Origin of the sequence: Streptomyces sp. NPDC019224 (assembly GCF_040632605.1) — a bacterium.
GTDB lineage: Bacteria > Actinomycetota > Actinomycetes > Streptomycetales > Streptomycetaceae > Streptomyces.
Genome location: NZ_JBEYCF010000043.1, coordinates 21,250 through 41,139, shown reverse-complemented (window position 1 = coordinate 41,139; position 19,890 = coordinate 21,250). Strand labels below are relative to the sequence as shown.

17 protein-coding genes are annotated in these 19,890 nt (G+C 73.5%); 3 read left to right on the top strand and 14 right to left on the bottom strand.

Going from position 1 to position 19,890, the window contains the following annotated elements:
• Positions 1-20: 20 nt before the first annotated feature.
• Both ABZ564_RS24350 and ABZ564_RS24345 read right to left on the bottom strand, forming a co-directional pair.
• Positions 21-434: a RidA family protein gene (locus ABZ564_RS24350; protein WP_360860270.1), complete on the bottom strand. Its 414-nt coding sequence runs from the start codon at positions 432-434 to the stop codon at positions 21-23.
• Complete coding sequence (locus tag ABZ564_RS24345) at positions 431-1,558, bottom strand: acyl-CoA dehydrogenase family protein (protein ID WP_360860267.1); 1,128 nt, start codon at positions 1,556-1,558, stop codon at positions 431-433. Before ABZ564_RS24345 ends, ABZ564_RS24350 begins: the two co-directional genes overlap by 4 nt.
• Before the next feature lie 119 nt (positions 1,559-1,677).
• On the opposite strand from ABZ564_RS24345, the gene ABZ564_RS24340 reads away from it, so the two are divergent.
• Together ABZ564_RS24340 and ABZ564_RS24335 are read left to right on the top strand one after the other, a co-directional pair.
• Positions 1,678-3,315 (top strand): AMP-binding protein, encoded by a 1,638-nt coding sequence (locus tag ABZ564_RS24340; protein WP_360860264.1) that lies wholly within the window; start codon positions 1,678-1,680, stop codon positions 3,313-3,315.
• Between the two features lie 4 nt (positions 3,316-3,319).
• Positions 3,320-4,135, top strand: coding sequence for a PaaX family transcriptional regulator C-terminal domain-containing protein (locus ABZ564_RS24335; RefSeq protein ID WP_360860261.1), 816 nt, complete (start codon positions 3,320-3,322; stop codon positions 4,133-4,135).
• A 43-nt stretch (positions 4,136-4,178) separates the two neighbouring features.
• On the opposite strand, the gene ABZ564_RS24330 is transcribed toward ABZ564_RS24335, so the two are convergent.
• Positions 4,179-6,470 carry a bifunctional salicylyl-CoA 5-hydroxylase/oxidoreductase gene (locus tag ABZ564_RS24330; protein ID WP_360860258.1) on the bottom strand — a complete coding sequence of 764 codons (2,292 nt, stop codon included), beginning with the start codon at positions 6,468-6,470 and terminating at the stop codon, positions 4,179-4,181.
• On the bottom strand, positions 6,467-7,294 hold the full coding sequence (locus ABZ564_RS24325; RefSeq protein WP_360860255.1) for an enoyl-CoA hydratase family protein: 828 nt from the start codon (positions 7,292-7,294) through the stop codon (positions 6,467-6,469). The genes ABZ564_RS24330 and ABZ564_RS24325 overlap by 4 nt, the downstream gene beginning before the upstream one ends.
• Before the next feature lie 239 nt (positions 7,295-7,533).
• Here ABZ564_RS24325 and ABZ564_RS24320 point away from each other — a divergent pair, with 239 nt between their 5' ends.
• A complete protein-coding gene (locus ABZ564_RS24320) occupies positions 7,534-7,953 on the top strand; it encodes an ATP-binding protein (RefSeq protein WP_360860252.1) in 420 nt (139 codons plus the stop codon).
• A 3-nt stretch (positions 7,954-7,956) separates the two neighbouring features.
• Here ABZ564_RS24320 and ABZ564_RS24315 read toward each other — a convergent pair whose 3' ends face one another.
• The 10 genes from ABZ564_RS24315 to ABZ564_RS24270 all read right to left on the bottom strand — a co-directional run bounded on the left by ABZ564_RS24315 (position 7,957) and on the right by ABZ564_RS24270 (position 19,867).
• Positions 7,957-9,384 carry an amino acid permease gene (locus ABZ564_RS24315; protein ID WP_360860249.1) on the bottom strand — a complete coding sequence of 476 codons (1,428 nt, stop codon included), beginning with the start codon at positions 9,382-9,384 and terminating at the stop codon, positions 7,957-7,959.
• A gap of 176 nt (positions 9,385-9,560) precedes the next feature.
• Complete coding sequence (argF, locus tag ABZ564_RS24310; protein ID WP_360860246.1) at positions 9,561-10,565, bottom strand: ornithine carbamoyltransferase; 1,005 nt, start codon at positions 10,563-10,565, stop codon at positions 9,561-9,563.
• A gap of 170 nt (positions 10,566-10,735) precedes the next feature.
• A complete protein-coding gene (locus ABZ564_RS24305) occupies positions 10,736-11,968 on the bottom strand; it encodes an arginine deiminase (RefSeq protein WP_360860243.1) in 1,233 nt (410 codons plus the stop codon).
• A 66-nt stretch (positions 11,969-12,034) separates the two neighbouring features.
• Positions 12,035-14,659, bottom strand: a complete 2,625-nt coding sequence (locus ABZ564_RS24300; RefSeq protein WP_360860240.1) for a polynucleotide kinase-phosphatase — start codon at positions 14,657-14,659, stop codon at positions 12,035-12,037.
• Positions 14,656-16,173 (bottom strand): 3' terminal RNA ribose 2'-O-methyltransferase Hen1, encoded by a 1,518-nt coding sequence (locus tag ABZ564_RS24295; protein WP_360860237.1) that lies wholly within the window; start codon positions 16,171-16,173, stop codon positions 14,656-14,658. The genes ABZ564_RS24300 and ABZ564_RS24295 overlap by 4 nt, the downstream gene beginning before the upstream one ends.
• Before the next feature lie 75 nt (positions 16,174-16,248).
• On the bottom strand, positions 16,249-17,160 hold the full coding sequence (gene mmuM / locus ABZ564_RS24290; RefSeq protein WP_360860234.1) for a homocysteine S-methyltransferase: 912 nt from the start codon (positions 17,158-17,160) through the stop codon (positions 16,249-16,251).
• A 235-nt stretch (positions 17,161-17,395) separates the two neighbouring features.
• A complete protein-coding gene (locus ABZ564_RS24285; RefSeq protein ID WP_360860231.1) occupies positions 17,396-18,319 on the bottom strand; it encodes an LLM class F420-dependent oxidoreductase in 924 nt (307 codons plus the stop codon).
• 84 nt (positions 18,320-18,403) lie between these two features.
• Positions 18,404-18,940: a DUF6099 family protein gene (locus tag ABZ564_RS24280; RefSeq protein ID WP_360860228.1), complete on the bottom strand. Its 537-nt coding sequence runs from the start codon at positions 18,938-18,940 to the stop codon at positions 18,404-18,406.
• Positions 18,941-19,066: 126 nt separating this feature from the next.
• Positions 19,067-19,462, bottom strand: a complete 396-nt coding sequence (locus ABZ564_RS24275) for a nucleotide pyrophosphohydrolase (RefSeq protein WP_360860225.1) — start codon at positions 19,460-19,462, stop codon at positions 19,067-19,069.
• Between the two features lie 6 nt (positions 19,463-19,468).
• Positions 19,469-19,867, bottom strand: a complete 399-nt coding sequence (locus tag ABZ564_RS24270) for a cell division protein SepF (protein ID WP_360860222.1) — start codon at positions 19,865-19,867, stop codon at positions 19,469-19,471.
• Positions 19,868-19,890 lie beyond the last annotated feature (23 nt).

Sequence of the window (19,890 nt, the reverse complement as noted above, 5' to 3'; positions counted from 1 at the left end):
GACGGCCCGCCGTGAAAGCCCTAAGTGTTCTGTCCGGGCAGGACCGCGATCCCGTCGATCTCGACCAGGGCCTGTTCGTCCCAGAGCCGCGCCGCCCCGATGACGGCCATCGCCGGGTAGTCGCGGCCCGCCAGCCGGCGCCAGACGCGGCCCAGTTCCGGGGCGTGGGCCCGGTAGTCGGCGACATCGGTGGCGTACACCGTGACCCGGGCCAGGTCCGCCGGGGAGCCGCCGGCCGCGCGCAGGGCGGTGAGGAGGTTGCCGAGGGCGGTGGCGAACTGCTCGGGCAGCGTCTCGCCGACGACGGCGCCGTGCTGGTCCAGGGCGGTCTGCCCGGCCAGGAACACGAGCCGGCCGCCGGTGGCGGTGACCGCGTGCGAGAAGCCGGAGGCGGGCGGGAGTTCGTGCGGGTTGATGCGGTGGATCGAGCTCATGCGGAGGGCTCCCGGTTCGCGTACAGCTCCTTGGCGATGATGGTGCGCTGGACCTCGCTGGCGCCCTCGTAGATGCGCGGGGCGCGGACCTCCCGGTAGAGGTGTTCGAGCAGATGCCCGCGTTGCAGCGCGCGGGCGCCGTGCAGCTGGACGGCGGTGTCCACGGCGTACTGCGCGGTCTCGGTGGCGTACAGCTTCGCCATGGCGGCCCGGCGCGGCACCCCGGGCTCCCCCGCGTCGTGGGCGGCGGCCGCCGCGTAGACCAGCAGCCGGGCGGCCTCGGTGCGGGTGGCCATCTCGGCGACCTGGTGGGACACGGCCTGGAGACCGGCCAGGGGTCCGCCGAAGGCGGTACGGGTCGCCGTGTGCTCCACGGTGGCTTCGAGGGCGGCCCGCGCCATGCCGAGGGCGAAGGCGCCGACGCTGGGGCGGAAGAGGTTGAGGGTGTCCATGGCGACCGCGAAGCCCCGGTCCGGTTCGCCGAGCATGTCGTCGGCGGTGACGCGGACGCCGTCGAAGGCGAGGGCCCCGATGGGGTGCGGGGAGAGCATCTCCAGGGCGGTGCCGGTCAGGCCCGGCCGGTCGGCGGGGACCAGGAACGCGGTGACGCCCCGGGCCCGGGCGCCCGGGGTCGTGCGGGCGAAGACCGTGTAGAAGTCGGCCTCCGGCGCGTTGGAGATCCAGCACTTCTCGCCGGTCAGCCGCCAGCCGCCGGAGTCCGGGGCGGCGTCGAGCGCGAGGGCGGCCGCGTCGGAGCCCGCGCCGGGCTCGCTGAGCGCGAAGGCGGCGACGGCCCGGCCCGCCCGCACCTCGGGGAGCCACCGCTCGCGCTGGGCGGGGGTGCCCGAGCGGAGCACCGGGAAGCCGCCGAGGCCCTGGAGGGCGAGGGCGGTCTCGGCCTCCGTGCAGCCCCGGGCGAGCGATTCGCGCAGCAGGCAGAGGTCGAGGGCGCCCGAGCCGAGCAGCCGGTCCAGCAGGCCCAGCTCGCCGAGGGCGGCGAGCAGCGGGCGGTTGACGTGCCCCGGCTCGCCGCGCGCGGCGAGCGGGGCGAGCCGGTCCCGGGCCAGGGTGCGCAACTCCTCGCACCAGGCGGTCTGTGCCGGATCGAGCGAGAATGCCGTCATACCGGCGCCTCTCTGGTCGCATCTGGTCGAATCGATTGCACCTGAGCATCTTTATCGCGGACCGTTGACTCCCGTCACCCAAACGATACGCTCCAGGAGCGACAAGGGGGCGATCCTTCGTGGACCCGAAAACCTCAGCGCACATCGACGGCTTCGCCGGGGAGCACCTGCCCCCCGTGGAGCAGTGGCCGGAGCTGGTCTTCGACCTGCCCGAGCTGCACTACCCGGACCGGCTCAACTGCGCCGCCGAGCTCCTGGACCGCACAGCCGGCCGCCTCGGCCCCGGCCGCCCCGCCTTCCGCACGCCCGACGGCGGGGTGCTGAGCTACGGGGAGCTGCAGGACCTCGTCGACCGGATCGCCCACGTCCTCACCTCGGACCTGGGGGTCGTCCCCGGCAACCGCGTCCTGCTGCGCGGCCCCACCACACCGCATCTCGCCGCCTGCTGGCTCGCGGTGCTGAAGGCGGGCGCGGTCGCCGTCACCGTACTGGCGCAGCAGCGGGCCTCCGAACTGGCCACGATCTGCGCGATCGCCCGGGTGAGCCACGCCCTGTGCGACGCACGGTCGGTCGAGGACCTGGCGCAGGCGGAGGTGCCGGGGCTGCGGATCACGGCGTACGGGGGTGAGGCGCCGGACGACCTGCTGCGGCTGGCCGCCGCCCGGCCGGGGCCCTACCGGGCGGTGGACACGGCGTCGGACGACGTGGCGCTGATCGCGTTCACCTCGGGCACCACCGGCCGCCCCAAGGGCTGCATGCACCTGCACCGCGATGTGCTGGCCGTCGCGGACACCTTCTCGCGGCACGTGCTGCGGCCGGTCCCCGACGACGTGTTCGCGGGCAGTCCGCCGCTCGGCTTCACCTTCGGGCTCGGGGGCCTGGTGGTGTTCCCGCTGCGGGCGGGCGCCTCGGCGCTGCTGCTGGAGCAGGCCGGCCCCAAGCAGCTGCTGCCCGCCCTGGCCGAGCACCGCGTCTCCGTGCTGTTCACCGCGCCGACCGCGTACCGGGTGATGCTGGACCAGCTCGACGGGCACGACCTGTCGGCGCTGCGCCGCTGCGTCTCGGCGGGCGAGAACCTGCCCGAGGCGACCTGGCACGCCTGGCACGAGCGGACCGGGCTGCGGATCATCAACGGCATCGGCGCCACCGAACTGCTGCACATCTTCGTCTCCGCCGCCGACGACGCCATCCGCCCCGGCACCACGGGCGTCCCGGTCCCCGGCTGGCAGGCCCGCGTGGTGGACGCCGACGGAACGCCGGTGCCGGACGGCGAGCCGGGGCTGCTCGCCGTGCGCGGCCCGGTCGGCTGCCGCTACCTCGCCGACGAACGGCAGCGCGACTACGTACGGCACGGCTGGAACATCACCGGCGACACCTATGTGCGCGACGCGGACGGCTACTTCCGGTACGTGGCCCGCGCCGACGACATGATCATCTCGTCCGGGTACAACATCGCGGGCCCCGAGGTCGAGGAGGCCCTGCTGCGCCACCCGGACGTGGCGGAGGCCGCGGTGGTGGGGCAGGCGGACGAGCTGCGCGGCCGGATCGTGGCGGCGTACGTGGTGCCGCGGGAGGGCTCCGCGCTGACGGCGGACGAGCTGCGGGCGTTCATGCGGGCGGAGCTGGCCCCGCACAAGTGCCCCCGCCGCTTCACGTTCCTGCCGGCGCTCCCCCGGACCGCCACGGGGAAACTGCAACGGTTCCGGCTCCGCGCGGGGGAACCCGGTGCGGCGGGCCCCGCGCCGGGCCGAGAATGATCACATGGCCGAACCGCACACCCCCCGCTCACTGATCGTCACCCTGTACGGGGCGTACGGCCGCACCCCCGGCGACGAGCCGATGCCGGTGGCCGGTCTGGTCCGGCTGCTCGGCGCCGTCGGCGTGGACGCGCCCGCCGTACGCTCGTCCGTCTCCCGGCTGAAGCGGCGCGGGCTGCTCGTCGCCGCGCGCACGGCCGACGGGGCGGCCGGGTACGCGCTGTCGGCGGACGCCCGCCAACTCCTGGACGACGGCGACCGGCGCATCTACCGGCACCCGGACCCGGCCTCGTCGGACGGCTGGGTGCTCGCGGTGTTCTCCGTGCCCGAGGCGGAGCGCCACAAGCGGCACCTGCTGCGCTCGCGCCTGTCCCGGCTGGGGTTCGGCACGGCCGCCCCCGGTGTCTGGATCGCCCCGGCCGGGCTGTACGACGAGACCCGGCACACCCTGGAGCGGCTGGAACTCGCCCCGTACGTCGACCTGTTCCGCGGCGAGCACCTGGGCTTCACCCCGACCCGGGAGGCCGTGGCCCGCTGGTGGGACCTGGACGCGGTGGCCCGGCTCCACCACGACTTCCTGGAACACCACGAACCGGTCCTCAGGGCCTGGGAGGCGCGCGGGGACGGGACGGCGGACCCGGAGGCGGCCTACCGGGACTACCTGACGGCACTGGACTCCTGGCGCCGGGTGCCCTACGCCGACCCGGGGCTGCCGCGGGAACTGCTGCCCGACGGCTGGCCGGGCGCCCGGTCGGCCGAGGTGTTCCGGGCGCTGCACGAGCGGTTGCGGGACGCGGGGGCGGAGTTCGCGCGGGCGTAGACCGGCTTCAGGGCGGGGGCGTCGCGGCAGTGCGGCGTGCCGGTCAGCCCAGCGTGAGCCTCGGCTTCGGCGCGTCCGCGCGGCCCGTCGGCGGGGTGCGGCTGCCCGCGCGGTACGGGAGGGGCCAGGGCGCGCCCGGGCCGGTGTAGCCCTGCTCGGCCGCCGCGTGGAGCGTCCAGTGCGGGTCGTACAGGTGGGGGCGGGCCAGGGCGCAGAGGTCGGCGCGGCCCGCGAGGAGCAGGGAGTTGACGTCGTCCCAGGAGGAGATCGCGCCCACCGCGATCACGGGCACGCACAGGGTGTTGCGGATGCGGTCGGCGCACGGCGTCTGGTAGGAGCGCCCGTACTCGGGCCGCTCGCCGGGCACGACCTGGCCGGTGGAGACGTCGATGGCGTCCGCCCCGTGCGCGACGAAGGCGCGGGCGATCTCGACGGCGTCCTCGGCGGTGGTGCCGCCCTCCGCCCAGTCGGTGGCGGAGATCCGGACGGTCATCGGCCGGTCGTCGGGCCACTGGGCGCGGACCGCGTCGAAGACCTCCAGCGGGAAGCGGAGCCGGTGGGCGAGCGGCCCGCCGTAGGCGTCGGTGCGGTGGTTGGTGAGCGGGGAGAGGAAGCCGGAGAGCAGATAGCCGTGCGCGCAGTGCAGTTCGAGGAGGTCGAACCCGCAGGCGTCGGCGCGCCGGGCGGCGGCGGCGAACTGCTCGCGCACCTCGTCGAGACCGGCCCGGTCCAGGGCGTGCGGGACCTGGTTGACGCCGGGCGCGTACGGGAGGGGGGACGCGGCGGTCACCGGCCAGTTGCCGTCGTCCAGGGGCTGGTCGATGCCCTCCCACATGAGCTTGGTGGAGCCCTTGCGGCCGGAGTGGCCGAGCTGGACGCCGATGGCGGTGCCGGGGGACGAGGTGTGCACGAAGTCGGTGACCCTGGTCCAGGCGGCGGTCTGCGCGTCGGTGTAGAGGCCGGTGCAGCCGGGGGTGATGCGGCCCTCGGGGCTGACGCACACCATCTCCGTCATGACGAGCCCGGCCCCGCCGAGCGCCCGGGCGCCGAGGTGGACGAGGTGGAAGTCGCCGGGGACGCCGTCGGTGGCCGAGTACATGTCCATCGGCGAGACGACGACGCGGTTGCGCAGCTCCAGGCCGCGCAGCCGCAGCGGGGCGAACATCGGCGGGGTGCCGGGCGGGCAGCCGAACTCCTCCTCCACGCCCGCGGTGAACGCGGGGTCGCGCAGCCGCAGGTTGTCGTGGGTGACGCGGCGGCTGCGGGTGAGGAGGTTGAACGCGAACTGGCGGGGCGGCTGGTCCACGTAGGTGCCCAGCTCCTCGAACCAGCGCAGGCTGGCCGCCGCCGCGCGCTGCGTCGACTCGACGACGGGCCGGCGCTCGCTCTCGTACGCGGCGAGCGCGGCGGTGAGGGACGGCTGTTCCTCGACGCAGGCGGCGAGCGCGAGGGCGTCCTCCACGGCGAGCTTGGTGCCGGAGCCGATGGAGAAGTGCGCGGTGTGCGCGGCGTCGCCGATGAGGACCGTACTGCCGTGCGACCAGCGCTCGTTGACGACGGTACGGAAGGTGAGCCAGGCGGAGTTGTTGGAGCGCAGCGGCCGGTGGCCGAGCGCGTTCGCGAAGATCTTGGCGCACTGGTCGACCGACTCGGCCGGGTCGGGCACGTCGAAGCCGGCCGCCCGCCAGACCTCCTCGCGCATCTCGACGATGACGGTGGAGGCGTCCTGTGAGAACGGGTAGGCGTGCAGCTGCATCACGCCGTACGCGGTCTCCGCGGTCTCGAAGCGGAAGGCGTCCAGGGCGAAGTCGGCGGCGAGCCAGATGTAGCGGCAGCGGTGTCCGGTGACGCGGGGGCAAAAGCTCTCGGCGTGGGCCTCGCGGGTGGCGCTGTGCACGCCGTCGGCGGCGATGACCAGGTCGTGCGTCGCGGCGAGTTCGGCGGCGGGCGGGGCCTGCGTACGGAAGCGGAGGTCGACGCCGAGCCCGGCGCAGCGTTCGTGCAGGATCTCCAGGAGCCGGCGGCGGCCGAGGGCGGCGAAGCCGTGGCCGCCGGAGGTCTGGGTGTGGCCCCGGTGCACGATGTCGATGTCGTCCCAGCGGACGAACTCGCGCTGCAGGGCCCGGTGGACGACGGGGTCGGCGTGTTCGATGCCGCCCAGGGTCTCGTCGGAGAGGACGACGCCGAAGCCGAAGGTGTCGTCGGGGGCGTTGCGCTCCCAGAGGGTGATCTCGCGCCCGGGGCCGAGGCGCTTGAGCAGGGCCGCCGCGTAGAGCCCGCCGGGGCCGCCGCCGATGACCGCGATCCGGTGCGGGCCGGGGCCCGGGGCGGTCATCTGCCCCGCCAGGCGGGTGGCCGCTTCTCACTGAACGCGGCGTGGAATTCGGCGTAGTCCTCGCCGTGCATCAGGAGGGCCTGGGTCGCGGCGTCCATCTCGACGGCGGCGGCCAGCGGCATGTCCAGCTCCGCGGTGAGCAGTGCCTTCGTCTGGGCGAGGGCGAGCGCGGGCCCGTCCGCGAGGCGGCGGGCGAGCGCGGCGGCGGCCTTGCCGGCGTCGCCCTCGTCGGTGAGCTCGCTGATCAGGCCGATCCGCTCGGCCTCGGGGGCGCGCACGGGTTCGCCGAGCATCAGGAGCCGGGTGGCGTGGCCGAGGCCGACGACCCGGGGCAGCAGATAGGCCGCGCCCATGTCGCCGCCGGAGAGCCCGACCCGGGTGAAGAGGAAGGCGAACCGGGCGGTGGGGTCCGCGACGCGGAAGTCGGCGGCGAGGGCGAGGACCGCGCCGGCCCCGGCGGCGACCCCGTGGACGGCCGCGACGACGGGGAACGGACACTCGCGCACCGCGCGGACGACCTGGCCCGTCATCCGGTTGAAGTCCAGGAGCTGCGCGGTGTCCATCGAAAGGGTGGCGCCGATGATCTCGTCCACATCGCCGCCGGAGCAGAAGCCGCGCCCCTCGCCGGCCAGCACCAGGGCCCGCACGGTGCGCTCGCGGGCCAGCTCGGCCAGGAGGTCGCGGAGATCGGCGTAGGCGCCGAAGGTCAGGGCGTTGAGCTTCTCGGGCCGGGCGAGGGTGACGGTGGCGACGCCGTCCTCGACGGTGACCCGCAGGTGGCGCCAGTGCTGCGTACGCGGTGCGGAGCCGGTGAACGGGCTCATGGCGGGGTGTCCCCTTCGGCCGTCGCTGCTGCCTGGCCTCGAATTTATCACCGTTACGTGACTGCCGTCACGAGTACGCGATACCCGGGGTGCGTACGGCACCAGTGACGAACGTCCCCTTCGTACCGGCCGACGGGCCCTTGTCCGCGTCGCGCCGCTTCGTAAGGTGGGACCGACACGTCTTGAGCGCGGAAACGTCTGAGCCCAGGACCCCCGCGCCCACCCGAACGGAAACCCTCGTGCCCCCCGACGGACCGCCACCCCCCTCCTGGCGCATCTCCCTGCCGCATTCCACGGCCGCCGTGCCGATCGCCCGTGCCCTGATCCGCTCGGTGCTGACGGACATCGACGCGCCCGCCGACAGCGACACCGCCGAGCTGCTGACCGCCGAGCTGGTCGCCAACGCGGTGGAGCACACCCCGGGCGACGAGCCCATAGAGCTGGTGGTGGAGCTGCTGGCGGCCGGCTGCCAGGTGGAGGTGCACGACGGCGACCCGGCCCCGCCCGGTGATCTTTCGCGCCCCGGGCCCGACGACGTACCGGACCTGTGGCAGGAGCACGGCCGGGGCCTGCTGCTGATCCGCACCCTCAGCTCGTCCTGCGGCCACCGCCCGACCGAGCGCGGCAAGGCGGTCTGGTTCCGGCTGCCGCCCGTGTGAGCGCTACCCGGCGGCCGGGGAAGCCAGCCGGGAGCGGCGGCGGCCGTAGAGCGCGTACACGAGCGCCCCGGCCACGAGGAACACGGCGAACTGCACCCAGGTCGTCCAGCCGGTGCCGTACATCAGATAGACGCAGAAGCCGATGCCGATGAGCGGGCTGAGCGGGTAGAGCGGGACCCGGAAGGAGCCGCGCACCTCGGGGTTGCGGCGGCGCAGCACGAGCACGGCGGCGTTGACGGCGACCATGGTGGCGAGTGTGCCGATGGTGGTCAGGTTCACCACCATGTCGAGCGAGGAGAAGGCCGCCGGGACCGCGAAGACGACGGCGACGATCCAGGTGTTGGCGACCGGGGTCGCGGTGCGCGGCGAGACCCGTTCGAAGACCCTCGGGACCAGGCCGTCGCGGGACATCGACATCAGGATGCGGGTCTGCCCGTACATCACCGCCAGGACGACCGAGGCGATGGCGACGACCGCGCCGAAGGCGATGACGCCGCCGCCCACGGAGGAGCCGGTGACCTGGTCGACGATCAGCGAGAGCGCGGCGGGCTTGTCGGAGACGGCGTCCGGGCCGAGGGCGCCGATCGCGGCGAGGGCGACCGCGCAGTAGAGCAGCGTGACCAGGCCGATGCAGATCATGATCGCGAGCGGGATGTCGCGCCGGGGGTTCTTGACCTCCTCCCCGGCGGTGGTGATCGCGTCGAAGCCGATGTACGAGAAGAACGCCAGGGACGCGCCCGCCGTGACACCGCCCGCGCCGTGGGGGGCGAAGGGGGCGAGGTTGCCGCGCTCGAACGCGGTGAACGCGATGACGCAGAACAGGGCCAGGACGACGAGCTTGAGGACGGCCATCGCGGCGGTGGCGCCGGCGCTCTCCCGTACCCCGCGCACCAGCAGGGTGGCGGCCATCATGACCACGATGACGGCGGGCAGGTTGATCACGCCGCCGTCGGCGGGGCCGGCGGAGAGCGCGGCGGGCAGCTGGTGCCCGAAGAGGCTGTCGAGGAGTTCGTTGACGTACTGGCTCCAGCCGACCGCGACGGCGGAGACCGAGACGCCGTACTCCAGGAGCAGGCACCAGCCGACGAGGAAGGCGAGGCGCTCGCCGAGCGTGGCGTAGGCGAAGGAGTACGAGCTGCCGGAGACGGGGATGGCGCTGCCCAGTTCGGCGAAGGAGAACGCCGTGAAGACGCAGGTGACGGCCGCGAGGACGAAGGAGACCACGACGGCGGGCCCGGCCTCGGCCACGCTGTCGGACAGGCCGACGAAGATGCCGGTCCCCACGACGGCGCCGATCCCGAAGCACACCAGCTGGAAGAGGCCCATGGTGCGCTTGAGGCCGTGGCCCTCCAGGTCGGCGCCCGACTCGGCGATCAGCCGGTGCGGGTCCTTGACGCGGTGCGGGGGGCCGGGGAGGCGCAGGGGGCTCACGGCGGTGTCTCATCTCTGGCGGTACGCGTGGGGGGCGGTGCGGCTCGGGCGGTGGGGGCCGTCGCACGCACGAAAAGGGGGTTCGAGCGTGCGAGCTCGAACCCCACCAATCGGCACCATCATAGACACCAGTCCGCATATTCACCCAATTGGGTGCATGAACATGCGGTTCCGGATCATTTCCCGGCCATCGTCGCGACGAGGACGGCCTTGATCGTGTGCATGCGGTTCTCCGCCTCGTCGAACACGACGGAGTGCGCGGACTCGAACACCTCGTCGCTGACCTCCAGCTCGCTCAGCCCGTGCCGCTCGTGGATCTCGCGCCCCACCCCGGTGCCGAGGTCGTGGTAGGCGGGCAGGCAGTGCATGAACTTCACCTCGGCGTTCCCGGTGGCCCGCAGGACGTCCATGGTGACGGCGTACGGCGTGAGGGCGGCGATGCGGGCGTCCCACACCTCCTTGGGCTCGCCCATCGAGACCCAGACGTCGGTGGCGACGAAGTCCGCCCCGCGCACGCCCTCGGCCACGTCCTCGGTGAGCGTGACCCTCGCCCCGGACGCCTCGGCGAGCGCGCGGGCCTCCGCGACGACCGTGTCGGCGGGCCAGTACGCCCTGGGCGCGACGATGCGCACGTCCATGCCGAGCAGGGCGCCGGTGACGAGGTAGGAGTTGCCCATGTTGAAGCGGGCGTCGCCGAGGTAGGCGAAGGCGATCTCCTCCAGGGGCTTGTCGCTGTGCTCGGTCATCGTCAGCACGTCGGCGAGCATCTGGGTGGGGTGCCAGTCGTCGGTGAGCCCGTTGAAGACCGGCACCCCCGCGTACGCGGCCAGCTCCTCGACGACCGCCTGGCTGTCGCCCCGGTACTCGATCCCGTCGAACATCCGGCCGAGGACGCGCGCGGTGTCCTTGACCGACTCCTTGTGCCCCATCTGGGAGCCGGAGGGGTCGAGGTAGGTGGTGGAGGCGCCCTGGTCGGCGGCGGCGACCTCGAAGGCGCAGCGGGTGCGGGTCGAGGTCTTCTCGAAGATCAGCGCCACGTTCCGGCCACGCAGCCGCCGCGTCTCCGTCCCCGACTTCTTGGCGGCCTTGAGCTCGGCGGCCAGGTCGACCAGACCGCGGAACTCCGCGGCCGTGAAGTCCAGCTCCTTGAGGAAGTGGCGGCCTGCGAGGTCTATGGCCATGGTGACTGCTCCTGGGTCGGACGGGGACGCATACGGCAACCCTGGAACTATATACGACCGAATGCATCGCTATACAGAGACGTCTCGCGGTACGGACACCCCGGCACCCGGGCGCCCGGACCACTCCGCCCAGGTGCCCGTCTCCGAGGCCGGGCGGGCCCCGGCACCCGTCACACGGCCTCCCGGACCACCGGGCAGCTCATGCAGCGCGGTCCGCCCCGGCCACGGCCCAGCTCGCTGCCGCGGATCTCGATGACCTCGATGCCTTCCTTGCGCAGGTGGGTGTTGGTGGTGGCGTTGCGCTCGTAGGCGACGACGACACCCGGCTCGACGGCCAAAACGTTGCAGCCGTCGTCCCACTGCTCCCGCTCCGCCGCGTGCACGTCCTGGGTGGCGGTGAGCACCCTGATCGAGTCGAGACCCAGCGCCCGGGCGATGGCCGTGTGCATCTGCTCGGGCGGGTGGTCGGTGACCTTGAGGTCACGCGGTCCTTCGCCGGGCTCGATCGTGTACGAGCGGAGCATGCCGAGGCCCGCGTACTTGGTGAAGGTGTCCCCGTCGACCATCGTCATCACGGTGTCCAGGTGCATGAAGGCCCGGCTCTTGGGCATGTCGAGCGCCACGATGGTCCGGGCCGAGCCGGCGTCGAAGAGGCCCCGGGCCAGCATCTCCACGGCCTGGGGCGTGGTGCGCTCGCTCATGCCGATGAGCACGGCGCCGTTGCCGATGACGAGGACGTCGCCGCCCTCGATGGTGGAGGGGTAGTCGTCCTGCCCCTCGGACCAGTGGTGGAAGGCGCCCGCCTCGGGGCCGGTGAACAGCGGGTGGTGACGGTAGATCGCCTCGAAGTGGACGGTCTCGCGCTGCCGGGCCGGCCAGCGCATCGCGTTGATGGACACCCCGTCGTAGATCCACGCCGAGGTGTCCCGGGTGAAGAGGTGGTTGGGCAGCGGCCCGAGCAGGAAGTCGTCCAGGTCCATGACGTGGAAGCGCACCGAGACCGGCTCCCGGTGCCGCTCCAGGAACTCCCGCTTGGTCATCCCGCCGACCAGTGCCTCGCACAGCTCCGGCGCGGACAACTCCTCGAAGGCGGCCCGCAGATGCTCGGTGGCGAGCGGACCGTACTCCTTCTCGGCGAAGACCCGGTCCAGCACGAGCCGCCTGGCGACCGGGATCTCCAGCGCCTCGCGCAGCAGGTCGCCGAAGAGGTGCACCTCCACGCCCCGGTCGCGCAGCACGTCCGCGAAGCCGTCGTGCTCCTGCCGGGCCCGGCGCACCCAGAGCACGTCGTCGAAGAGCAGCGCGTCCTTGTTGCTCGGCGTGAGCCGTTTCAGTTCCAGATCGGGGCGGTGCAGGATGACGCGGCGCAGCCGCCCGGCCTCGGAGTCGACATGGAATCCCATGCCCACATCCTCACCGCGCGGCGCGCCGTTCACCCGGCGAATCGCCAGCCTGTTCTCCTGGTGCCCTCAGAGCCGGGGGTCCACCGGCTCCGACTCCAGGGCCAGCACGGCGAACACCGCCTCGTGGACCCGCCACAGCGGCTCCCCGTCCGCGAGCCGGTCCAGGGCCTCCAGACCGAGGGCGTACTCACGCAGGGCCAGCGAGCGCTTGTGGCCGAGGAAGCGGCCGCGCAGGCGGTCGAGGTTGTCCGGGCGGGTGTACTCGGGGCCGTAGATGATCCGCAGGTACTCCCGGCCACGCACCTTGATGCCGGGCTGCACCAGGCGGCCCTTGGCGTCCCGGACGAGCGCGCCGAGCGGCTTGACGACCATGCCCTCGCCGCCCCGGCCGGTCATCTCCAGCCACCAGTCGACGCCCGCGCGGACCGACGCCTCGTCGGCGGTGTCCACGACGAGCCGCCGGGTGACCTGGAGCAGGCCGCCGGGGTCGTGCTCCACCAGCCGGTCCAGCCAGGCCAGCTGCTCGTCGTGCGGTACGGAGGCGAGGGAGCGGCCCTGCACGGCGAGGATCTGGAACGGCGCCAGGCGCACACCGTCCAGCCCCTCGGTGCTCCAGCAGTAGCGGCGGTACGCCTCCGTGAACGCCGCGGCGTCCTCGGCCCGCGCCCGCTGCCGGTCCGCGAGCGCGCCCACCTCGATGCCGCGCGCGGCGGCTGCCGCGAGGGCCCCGGTGGCGGCGGGGAACACCGCACCGGACGCGGCCCCGACCGCCGCGTACTGCGAGCGGAGCAGGCCGCCCGCCTTCAGGGACCAGGGCATCAGCTCGGCGTCGAGCAGCACCCAGTCGGTGCCCCACTCCTCCCAGAGCCCGGCTGCGGTGACGGCCTCGCGCAGCCAGCCGAGCACGGACTCGGTGAGCGCGGAGTCGTCCAGGAACGGACGCCCGGTGCGGGTGTACAGCGCGCCGGCCGGGCCGCTGTCGCCGTCTCCGGTACCGAAGCGTGCGCGGGCCGCGGCGGCGTCCTTGCAGACCAGGGCCACGGCGCGGGAGCCCATGTGCTTCTCCTCGCACACGACCTTCGCGACGCCGGCCGCCCGGTACTCGGCGAACGCCTCGGCCGGGTGCTCCAGGTAGCCCTCCTCGCGCGAGGTGGCGGTGGGCGCCATGGTCGGCGGCAGGTAGGGCAGCAGCCGGGGGTCGACCGCGAACCGGCTCATGACCTCCAGCGCGGCGGCCGCGTTCTCCTCGCGGACGGCGAGGCGGCCCATGTGCCGGGTCTCCACGATCCGGCGGCCCCGCACGTCGTCGAGGTCCAGCGGCCTGCCCTCCCGGCCCCCGGGCGCCTCCGTCTCCAGCGGCTTCACCGGCTCGTACCAGACCCGCTCCGCCGGTACGTCGACGAGCTCGCGCTCCGGCCAGCGCAGCGCGGTCATCCTCCCGCCGAACACGGCACCGGTGTCCAGGCAGATGGTGTTGTTGATCCACGAGGTGTTGGGCACGGGCGTGTGGCCGTAGACCACGGCGGCGCGGCCCCGGTAGTCCTCCGCCCACGGGTAGCGCACGGGCAGCCCGAACTCGTCGGTCTCGCCGGTGGTCTCGCCGTACAGCGCGTGCGAGCGGACCCGGCCGGAGGTGCGTCCGTGGTACTTCTCGGGCAGCCCGGCGTGGCAGACGACGAGCCGCCCGCCGTCCAGCACGTAGTGGCTGACCAGCCCGTCGATGAACTCCGCGACGCGCTTGCGGAACTCCGGGTCCTTCGCGTCCTCCCGCTCCAGCTGCTCGACGGTCTCGGCGAGGCCGTGGGTGAGCTGGACCTTGCGGCCCTTGAGGTGGCGGCCGAGCTTGTTCTCGTGGTTGCCGGGCACGCACAGGGCGTTCCCGGCCGCCACCATCGACATCACACGGCGCAGGACGCCGGGGCTGTCGGGGCCGCGGTCCACGAGGTCGCCGACGAAGACCGCCGTGCGGCCCTCGGGGTGGGCGCCGTCCACGTAACCCAGCTTGCCGAGCAGGGTGTCCAGCTCGGAGCGGCAGCCGTGGATGTCCCCGATGACGTCGAACGGGCCGGTGAGGTGGCGCAGGTCGTTGAAGCGGCGCTCCAGCACCACTTCGGCGTGCTCGGCCTCGTCCTCCGAGCGCAGGACGTGCACCTTGCGGAAGCCCTCGCGCTCCAGGCCGCGCAGGGAGCGGCGCAGCTCGCGGCGGTGGCGCTGGATGACGTGGCGGGGCATGTCGGCGCGGTCCGGGCGGGCCGCGTTGCGGGCGAGGCAGACCTCCTCGGGCAGGTCGAGGACGATGGCGATGGGCAGCACGTCGTGCTCCCGGGCCACCCGCACGAGCTGACGCCGGGCCTCGGGCTGCACGTTCGTGGCGTCCACGACGGTCAGCCGGCCGGCGGCGAGGCGCTTGCCCGCGATGTAGTGCAGGACGTCGAAGGCGTCCTTGCTGGCGCCCTGGTCGTTCTCGTCGTCGGCGACGAGGCCGCGGCAGAAGTCCGACGAGATGACCTCGGTCGGCTTGAAGTGCCGCCGGGCGAAGGTGGACTTGCCGGACCCGCTGGCCCCGATGAGCACGACGAGGGAGAGGTCGGTGACGGGGAGGACGCGGGCGGGGCGCGGGGCGCCTTCGGCGGACGCGTCGGCCGGGCCGGTGGGCGCGGTGCGCTCCGGGGTGTCGTGGGTGCTGGTCATGCGGCTTTCGCCTCCTTCTCGGTCTCGTCGGTGGTCCTGGCCTTGTCGGGCCTCGCGGCCGTGTCGGCCGCATCGGTGGCCGTCGTGAACACCGCCATCTGCGTGGGCGGACCGACCTCCGGGTCGTCGGGGCCGACGGGCACGAACTCCACGCCGTAGCCGTGGCGCCCGGCCACCGCCTCGGCCCAGGCCCGGAATTCGGCCCGGGTCCACTCGAAGCGGTGGTCGCCGTGGCGGGTGTGCCCGGCCGGAAGGGTCTCCCAGCGGACGTTGTACTCGACGTTCGGCGTGGTCACGAGCACCGTGCGGGGGCGCGCCGAGCCGAACACGGCGAACTCCAGGGCGGGCAGCCGCTCCAGGTCCAGGTGCTCGATCACCTCGCTGAGCACCGCCGCGTCGTACCCCTTGAGCCGCTTGTCCGTGTAGGTGAGCGAACCCTGCCGCAGCGTCACGCGGGCCGCCTGCCGCTCCCCCATCCGGTCAAGCTTCAGCCGGCGCGAGGCGATCGTCAGGGCGCGCATCGACACGTCGAGGCCGACGATCTCCGTGAAGCGGGGGTCCTTCAGCAGTGCCTGCACCAACTGCCCCTGTCCGCAGCCCAGGTCGAGCACCCGGCCCGCCCCGGCGGCGGTGAGCGCCGCCAGGATCGCGTCGCGCCGCCGCACGGCGAGCGGCACCGGCCGCTCCTCGGTGTCGGAGCCCTCGTCGACGGCGTTGTCGATGCTCTCGACGTCGAGGTCGTCCGACTCCGCGAGCCGCACCAGCTCCAGCCGCTCCATCGCCTGCCGGGTCAGCCCCCAGCGCCGCGCCAGATACCGGCTGGTGATGAGCTTGTGCTCGGGGTGCTCGGCCAGCCAGCCCTCACCCGCCCGCAACAGCTTGTCCACCTCGTCCGGCGCCACCCAGTAGTGCTTGGCGTCGTCGAGCACCGGCAGCAGCACGTACAGCTGGCGCAGCGCGTCGGCGAGCCGCAACTCGCCCTCCAGCACCAGCCGTACGTACCGCGAGTCGCCCCACTCGGGGAACTTCTCGTCGAGCGGCACGGCCTCCGCCTCCACCCGCGTCCATCCGAGCGGACCGAAGAGCTTGCGCACCAGCTCGGCACCACCACGGGCCGGCAGGGCGGGCACTTCGATCCGCAGCTCCATGGGGGCCGCCGCCCGCTCGGGCATCGCCTTGCAGGCACCGCTCAGCGCGGACTTGAAGACGGTGCTCATCGCGACGGACAGCAGCGAGGATGCCGCGTAGGGGCGGTCGTTGACGTACTGCGCGAGCGCCGCGTCGGGCGCCCCGCCCCGGCCCTTGCCCTTCCCCTTGCGCACCAGGGCGACGGGATCGACCTCCAGCAGCAGGGCCGCCGTGCACTGCTCCGCGGACGCCTCGGGATAGAAGACGTGCGCGGTGCCGTGGGAGGTGGAGAACGCCTGCGCCCGGTCGGGATGCTTGTGCAGCAGGAATCCGAGGTCGGTGGCGGGACGTTCCGGGGTGCCGGTGGTACTGATCGTCAGGAACACACGTGTGAGTATGATCCGCCCGCCCTCCTCCCACCAGGCAATTTTCCCCGGGGCGGTCACTCCGCCCCAGGCATGTCACACCGGCGGCCCGCCCCGCCGCACCCCCGCCAGCCCCGCGATCGCCGCCGGCCCCACCCGGCAGCAGCCGCCGATCAGGCGGGCGCCCGCCTCCTGCCAGCCCACCGCCCGAGCGGGGTCGAACGTGGCGCCCCCGGTCCAGGCGCCCGCATCCGCGTCCCAGTGCTCGCCGCTGTTCGGGTAGACCACGGCCGGCTTCCCGGTCGCCCGGACCGCCGCCCGCACGGCGGTGTCCGCCTCGGCCGGGTCGCAGCAGTTCACCCCGACCGCGATGACCTCGTCGCGGCCCCGCGCCAGGCCGAACGCCTCGTCCAGCGGCTGCCCGGCCCGGGTCCGGCCGCCGGCCACGGTGTAGGACAGCCAGACCGGCAGCCCGTACTCCCCCGCCACCCGCAGCAGCGCCCGCGCCTCGTCCAGGTCCGGCACCGTCTCCAGGGCCAGCGCGTCCGGACCGGCGGCGGCCAGCGCCTCGATCCTGGGGCGGTGGAAGCGCTCCAGCTCCCGGACGGTGAGCCCGTAGCGGCCCCGGTACTCGGCCCCGTCCGCCGCCACCGCCCCGTACGGGCCGACCGAGGCCGCCACCCAGACGTCCCGGCCGACCGTGCCGGCCGCCCGCCGGGCCAGCTCCACACTGCGGGCGAAGAGCCCGGCCGCCGCCTCCCGCCCGATCCCGCGCCGGGCGAACCCCTCGAAGCTCGCCTGATAACTGGCCGTGATGAGCACCTGGGCCCCCGCCCGCACATACGCCGTGTGGGCGGCCTCGATCTGCCCCGGTCCGTCGGCGAGCAGCCGGGCGGACCACAGCGCGTCGGACAGATCGCAGCCCTGCGCCTCCAACTGGTTGGAGAGCCCGCCGTCGAGGACGACCGTGCCCTCGGCGAGCGCGGCGGCGAGCGGCCGGGCCGGCACCCCGGCCCCGGCCGCCGGGCCGGGACCGGAACCGGGACCGGGACCGGGACCAGGACCGGAACCGGGGCCGGGACCGGGACCAGGACCGGAACCGGGGCCGGGACCAGGACCGGAACCGGGACCAGGACCGGGACCAGGACCGGAACCGGGGCCGGGACCAGGACCGGAACCGGGACCAGGACCAGGACCAGGACCGGAGCAGGAGCCGGGACCAGGTGTCATCGCCGCCTCGCTCTCAGCGGAGCTGGGACTGGACCTGGGACGAGATCAGCTCCAGGTGGTCCAGGTCGTCCAGGTCGAGCACCTGGAGGTAGATCCGCGACGCCCCGATCTCCGCGAAGCGGCCGATCTTGTCGACCACCTCGGCGGGCGACCCCGCGAGCCCGTTGGCCTTCAGCTCGGCCACCTCGCGGCCGATGACGGCGGCCCGGCGCGCGACCTCCGCGTCGTCCCGGCCGACGCAGACGACCAGCGCGTTGGAGTACACCAGGTCGTCCGGCTTGCGGCCCGCCGCCTCGGCCGCCTCCCGGACCCGGCCGAACTGCTTCTCGCTGTCCTCCAGCGAGGCGAACGGGATGTTGAACTCGTCGGCGTACTGAGCGGCGAGGCGCGGGGTGCGCTTCGCGCCGTGCCCGCCGATCAGTACCGGCACCTTGGCCTGCGCCGGCTTGGGCAGCGCCGGTGAGTCCGTCAGCTGGTAGTACGTGCCCTCGTAGCTGAACGTCTTGCCGACCTCGGTCGCCCACAGCCCGGTGACGATCGCGAGCTGTTCCTCGAGACGGCCGAACTTCTCCTTCGGGAAGGGGATGCCGTACGCCTTGTGCTCCTCCTCGAACCAGCCCGCTCCCAGGCCCAGTTCGACCCGGCCGCCGGACATCTGGTCGACCTGCGCCACCTGGATGGCGAGGACGCCGGGGAGTCGGAACGTGCCGGCCGTCATCAGCGTGCCCAGGCGGATGCGCTTGGTCTCGCGGGCCAGTCCGGCCAGCGTGATCCAGGCGTCCGTCGGGCCGGGCAGCCCGTCGCCCGGCCCCATCCGCAGATAGTGGTCGGACCGGTAGAAGGCGTCGAAGCCGAGGTCCTCGGCGGCCTTGGCGACGGTGAGGAGGGTGTCGTAGCTCGCCCCCTGCTGGGGCTCGGTGAAGATGCGAAGATCCATGCCTCCATCCTGCACCCACGCGCGCCGCCCGCCCCTGTCCGGGGCCCTTTCCGCATGCCGTCGCCGCCCCGGGGGGCGTACCGCTCACTGGATGCCGGTCACCGGGCCGACCGGATCGTGGAGCACGCCGTGCGGGCCGTCCCGCTCCCGGCCACGCTCCCGCTCCTCCCGCTGCTCGCGCTCCCGCTCGTCGAGCAGACGCAGCATGGAGCGGACCCGGTCCGTGGACTCGTCGGCGGCGTCGATCGCCTCCATGCACTGCCAGTACAGGCTCTGTTCGTCGGTCTCGCAGGCCACCCCGACCAGGGCCATGCCGACTTCCCCGAGCAGGGCGCCCAGGCCCGTCAGGGCCGCGCGGGGATCGGCGACCTCGGTCAGCCGCGCCGCGCGGGCCACCTCCGCGCGGGCCGCCGGGTGGTCCAGCGCGCCGCTGCTCCTGCCGCCGATCTCACTCAGGGCGCGCGCCTCGCCCCGTAACCCCTTGGGTCCGCTCGCCGCCAGCCGGCTGCCGACCGCCTGGGCCAGGGCCTGCGCCTGCCACGCCTCGGCGATGATGTCCGGTGTGCCCCGGCTCTGTGCCAGCGCCTGCCTGATGATCGTTACCAGCCGCTCCGCTTCCATCGACTGCCCCCGTTCGACCGCGAGAACCCGCTCACCACTTTCATTACCCACAGTGAGGGCGGCCGCACCGAAACGCCAGAGGATTTCGGAAATCTGTGGACACTCAATCGAGTGTGGACAAGCCGATCACTCCGAAGAGTGACGATCTTGGCTGTCCATTGATCCAGGGGCCGGTCCCGGCACGGGGTCCGGGGCCGGTTCCGGGAGGGGGAAGCGCGACTCGTTCCGTTCGATCTTGGCCGCGAGCGCCGCCAGCACGTCGATCCCCAGCACTTCGCAGAACTGGAGGAGATACGCGAGCACGTCCGCGACCTCGTCCGCCACCCTGGGCGCCGTCGCCGGGTCCTCCATGACCCGCGCCGACTGCTCGGGCGTCAGCCACTGGAAGATCTCCACGAGTTCGGCGGCCTCCACGCTCAGCGCCGAGGCCAGGTTCTTCGGGGTGTGGTAAGGCCCCCAGTCGCGCGCGGCCGCGAAGTCGGCCAGCCGCTGCTGGAGGACCTGTACGTCGAGTTCGCTCACGGAGTCCTACGCCCCCGGCACTCCGGCCGCCGTGACGCCCTCGACCTCCATGCCGACGGGCGACAGCAGGAAGACGTTGCGGTCCACCCGGTGCATCCCGCTGCCGAGGCCGAAGACCACACCGCTGGTGAAGTCCAGGATGCGCTTGGCCACATCGCTCTCGGCGCCGGTCAGGTCGAGCAGCACCGGCACCTGGGCCACCAGGTATTCGGCGACCTCGCGGGCGTCGGCGAACACCTGGACCCGCAGCACCACCATGCGCCGCTGCTCGGCGGCCTCCGGTTCGTCCTGGACGGTGCGGTGGTTCACCCGGGAGGGCCACTCGTTGCGGCTGCGCAGCGGTACGACCTGGGCCAGTCCCTCCCACTGCTCGTCCGTGACGTCGTACCTGTCGTACCTGCTCACCGGACCACTCCGTCCGCACGTCG

What these genes read in the sequence shown, in the direction of transcription:
- ABZ564_RS24335 (WP_360860261.1), top strand. Translation starts at nt 3,320, where the DNA reads ATGGCCGAACCGCACACCCCCCGCTCACTGATCGTCACCCTGTACGGG.
- ABZ564_RS24350 (WP_360860270.1), bottom strand. Translation starts at nt 434, where the DNA reads ATGAGCTCGATCCACCGCATCAACCCGCACGAACTCCCGCCCGCCTCC.
- ABZ564_RS24300 (WP_360860240.1), bottom strand. Translation starts at nt 14,659, where the DNA reads ATGACCAGCACCCACGACACCCCGGAGCGCACCGCGCCCACCGGCCCG.
- ABZ564_RS24305 (WP_360860243.1), bottom strand. Translation starts at nt 11,968, where the DNA reads ATGGGATTCCATGTCGACTCCGAGGCCGGGCGGCTGCGCCGCGTCATC.
- ABZ564_RS24325 (WP_360860255.1), bottom strand. Translation starts at nt 7,294, where the DNA reads ATGAGCCCGTTCACCGGCTCCGCACCGCGTACGCAGCACTGGCGCCAC.
- ABZ564_RS24345 (WP_360860267.1), bottom strand. Translation starts at nt 1,558, where the DNA reads ATGACGGCATTCTCGCTCGATCCGGCACAGACCGCCTGGTGCGAGGAG.
- ABZ564_RS24285 (WP_360860231.1), bottom strand. Translation starts at nt 18,319, where the DNA reads ATGGATCTTCGCATCTTCACCGAGCCCCAGCAGGGGGCGAGCTACGAC.
- argF (WP_360860246.1), bottom strand. Translation starts at nt 10,565, where the DNA reads ATGGCCATAGACCTCGCAGGCCGCCACTTCCTCAAGGAGCTGGACTTC.
- ABZ564_RS24280 (WP_360860228.1), bottom strand. Translation starts at nt 18,940, where the DNA reads ATGGAAGCGGAGCGGCTGGTAACGATCATCAGGCAGGCGCTGGCACAG.
- ABZ564_RS24330 (WP_360860258.1), bottom strand. Translation starts at nt 6,470, where the DNA reads ATGACCGCCCCGGGCCCCGGCCCGCACCGGATCGCGGTCATCGGCGGC.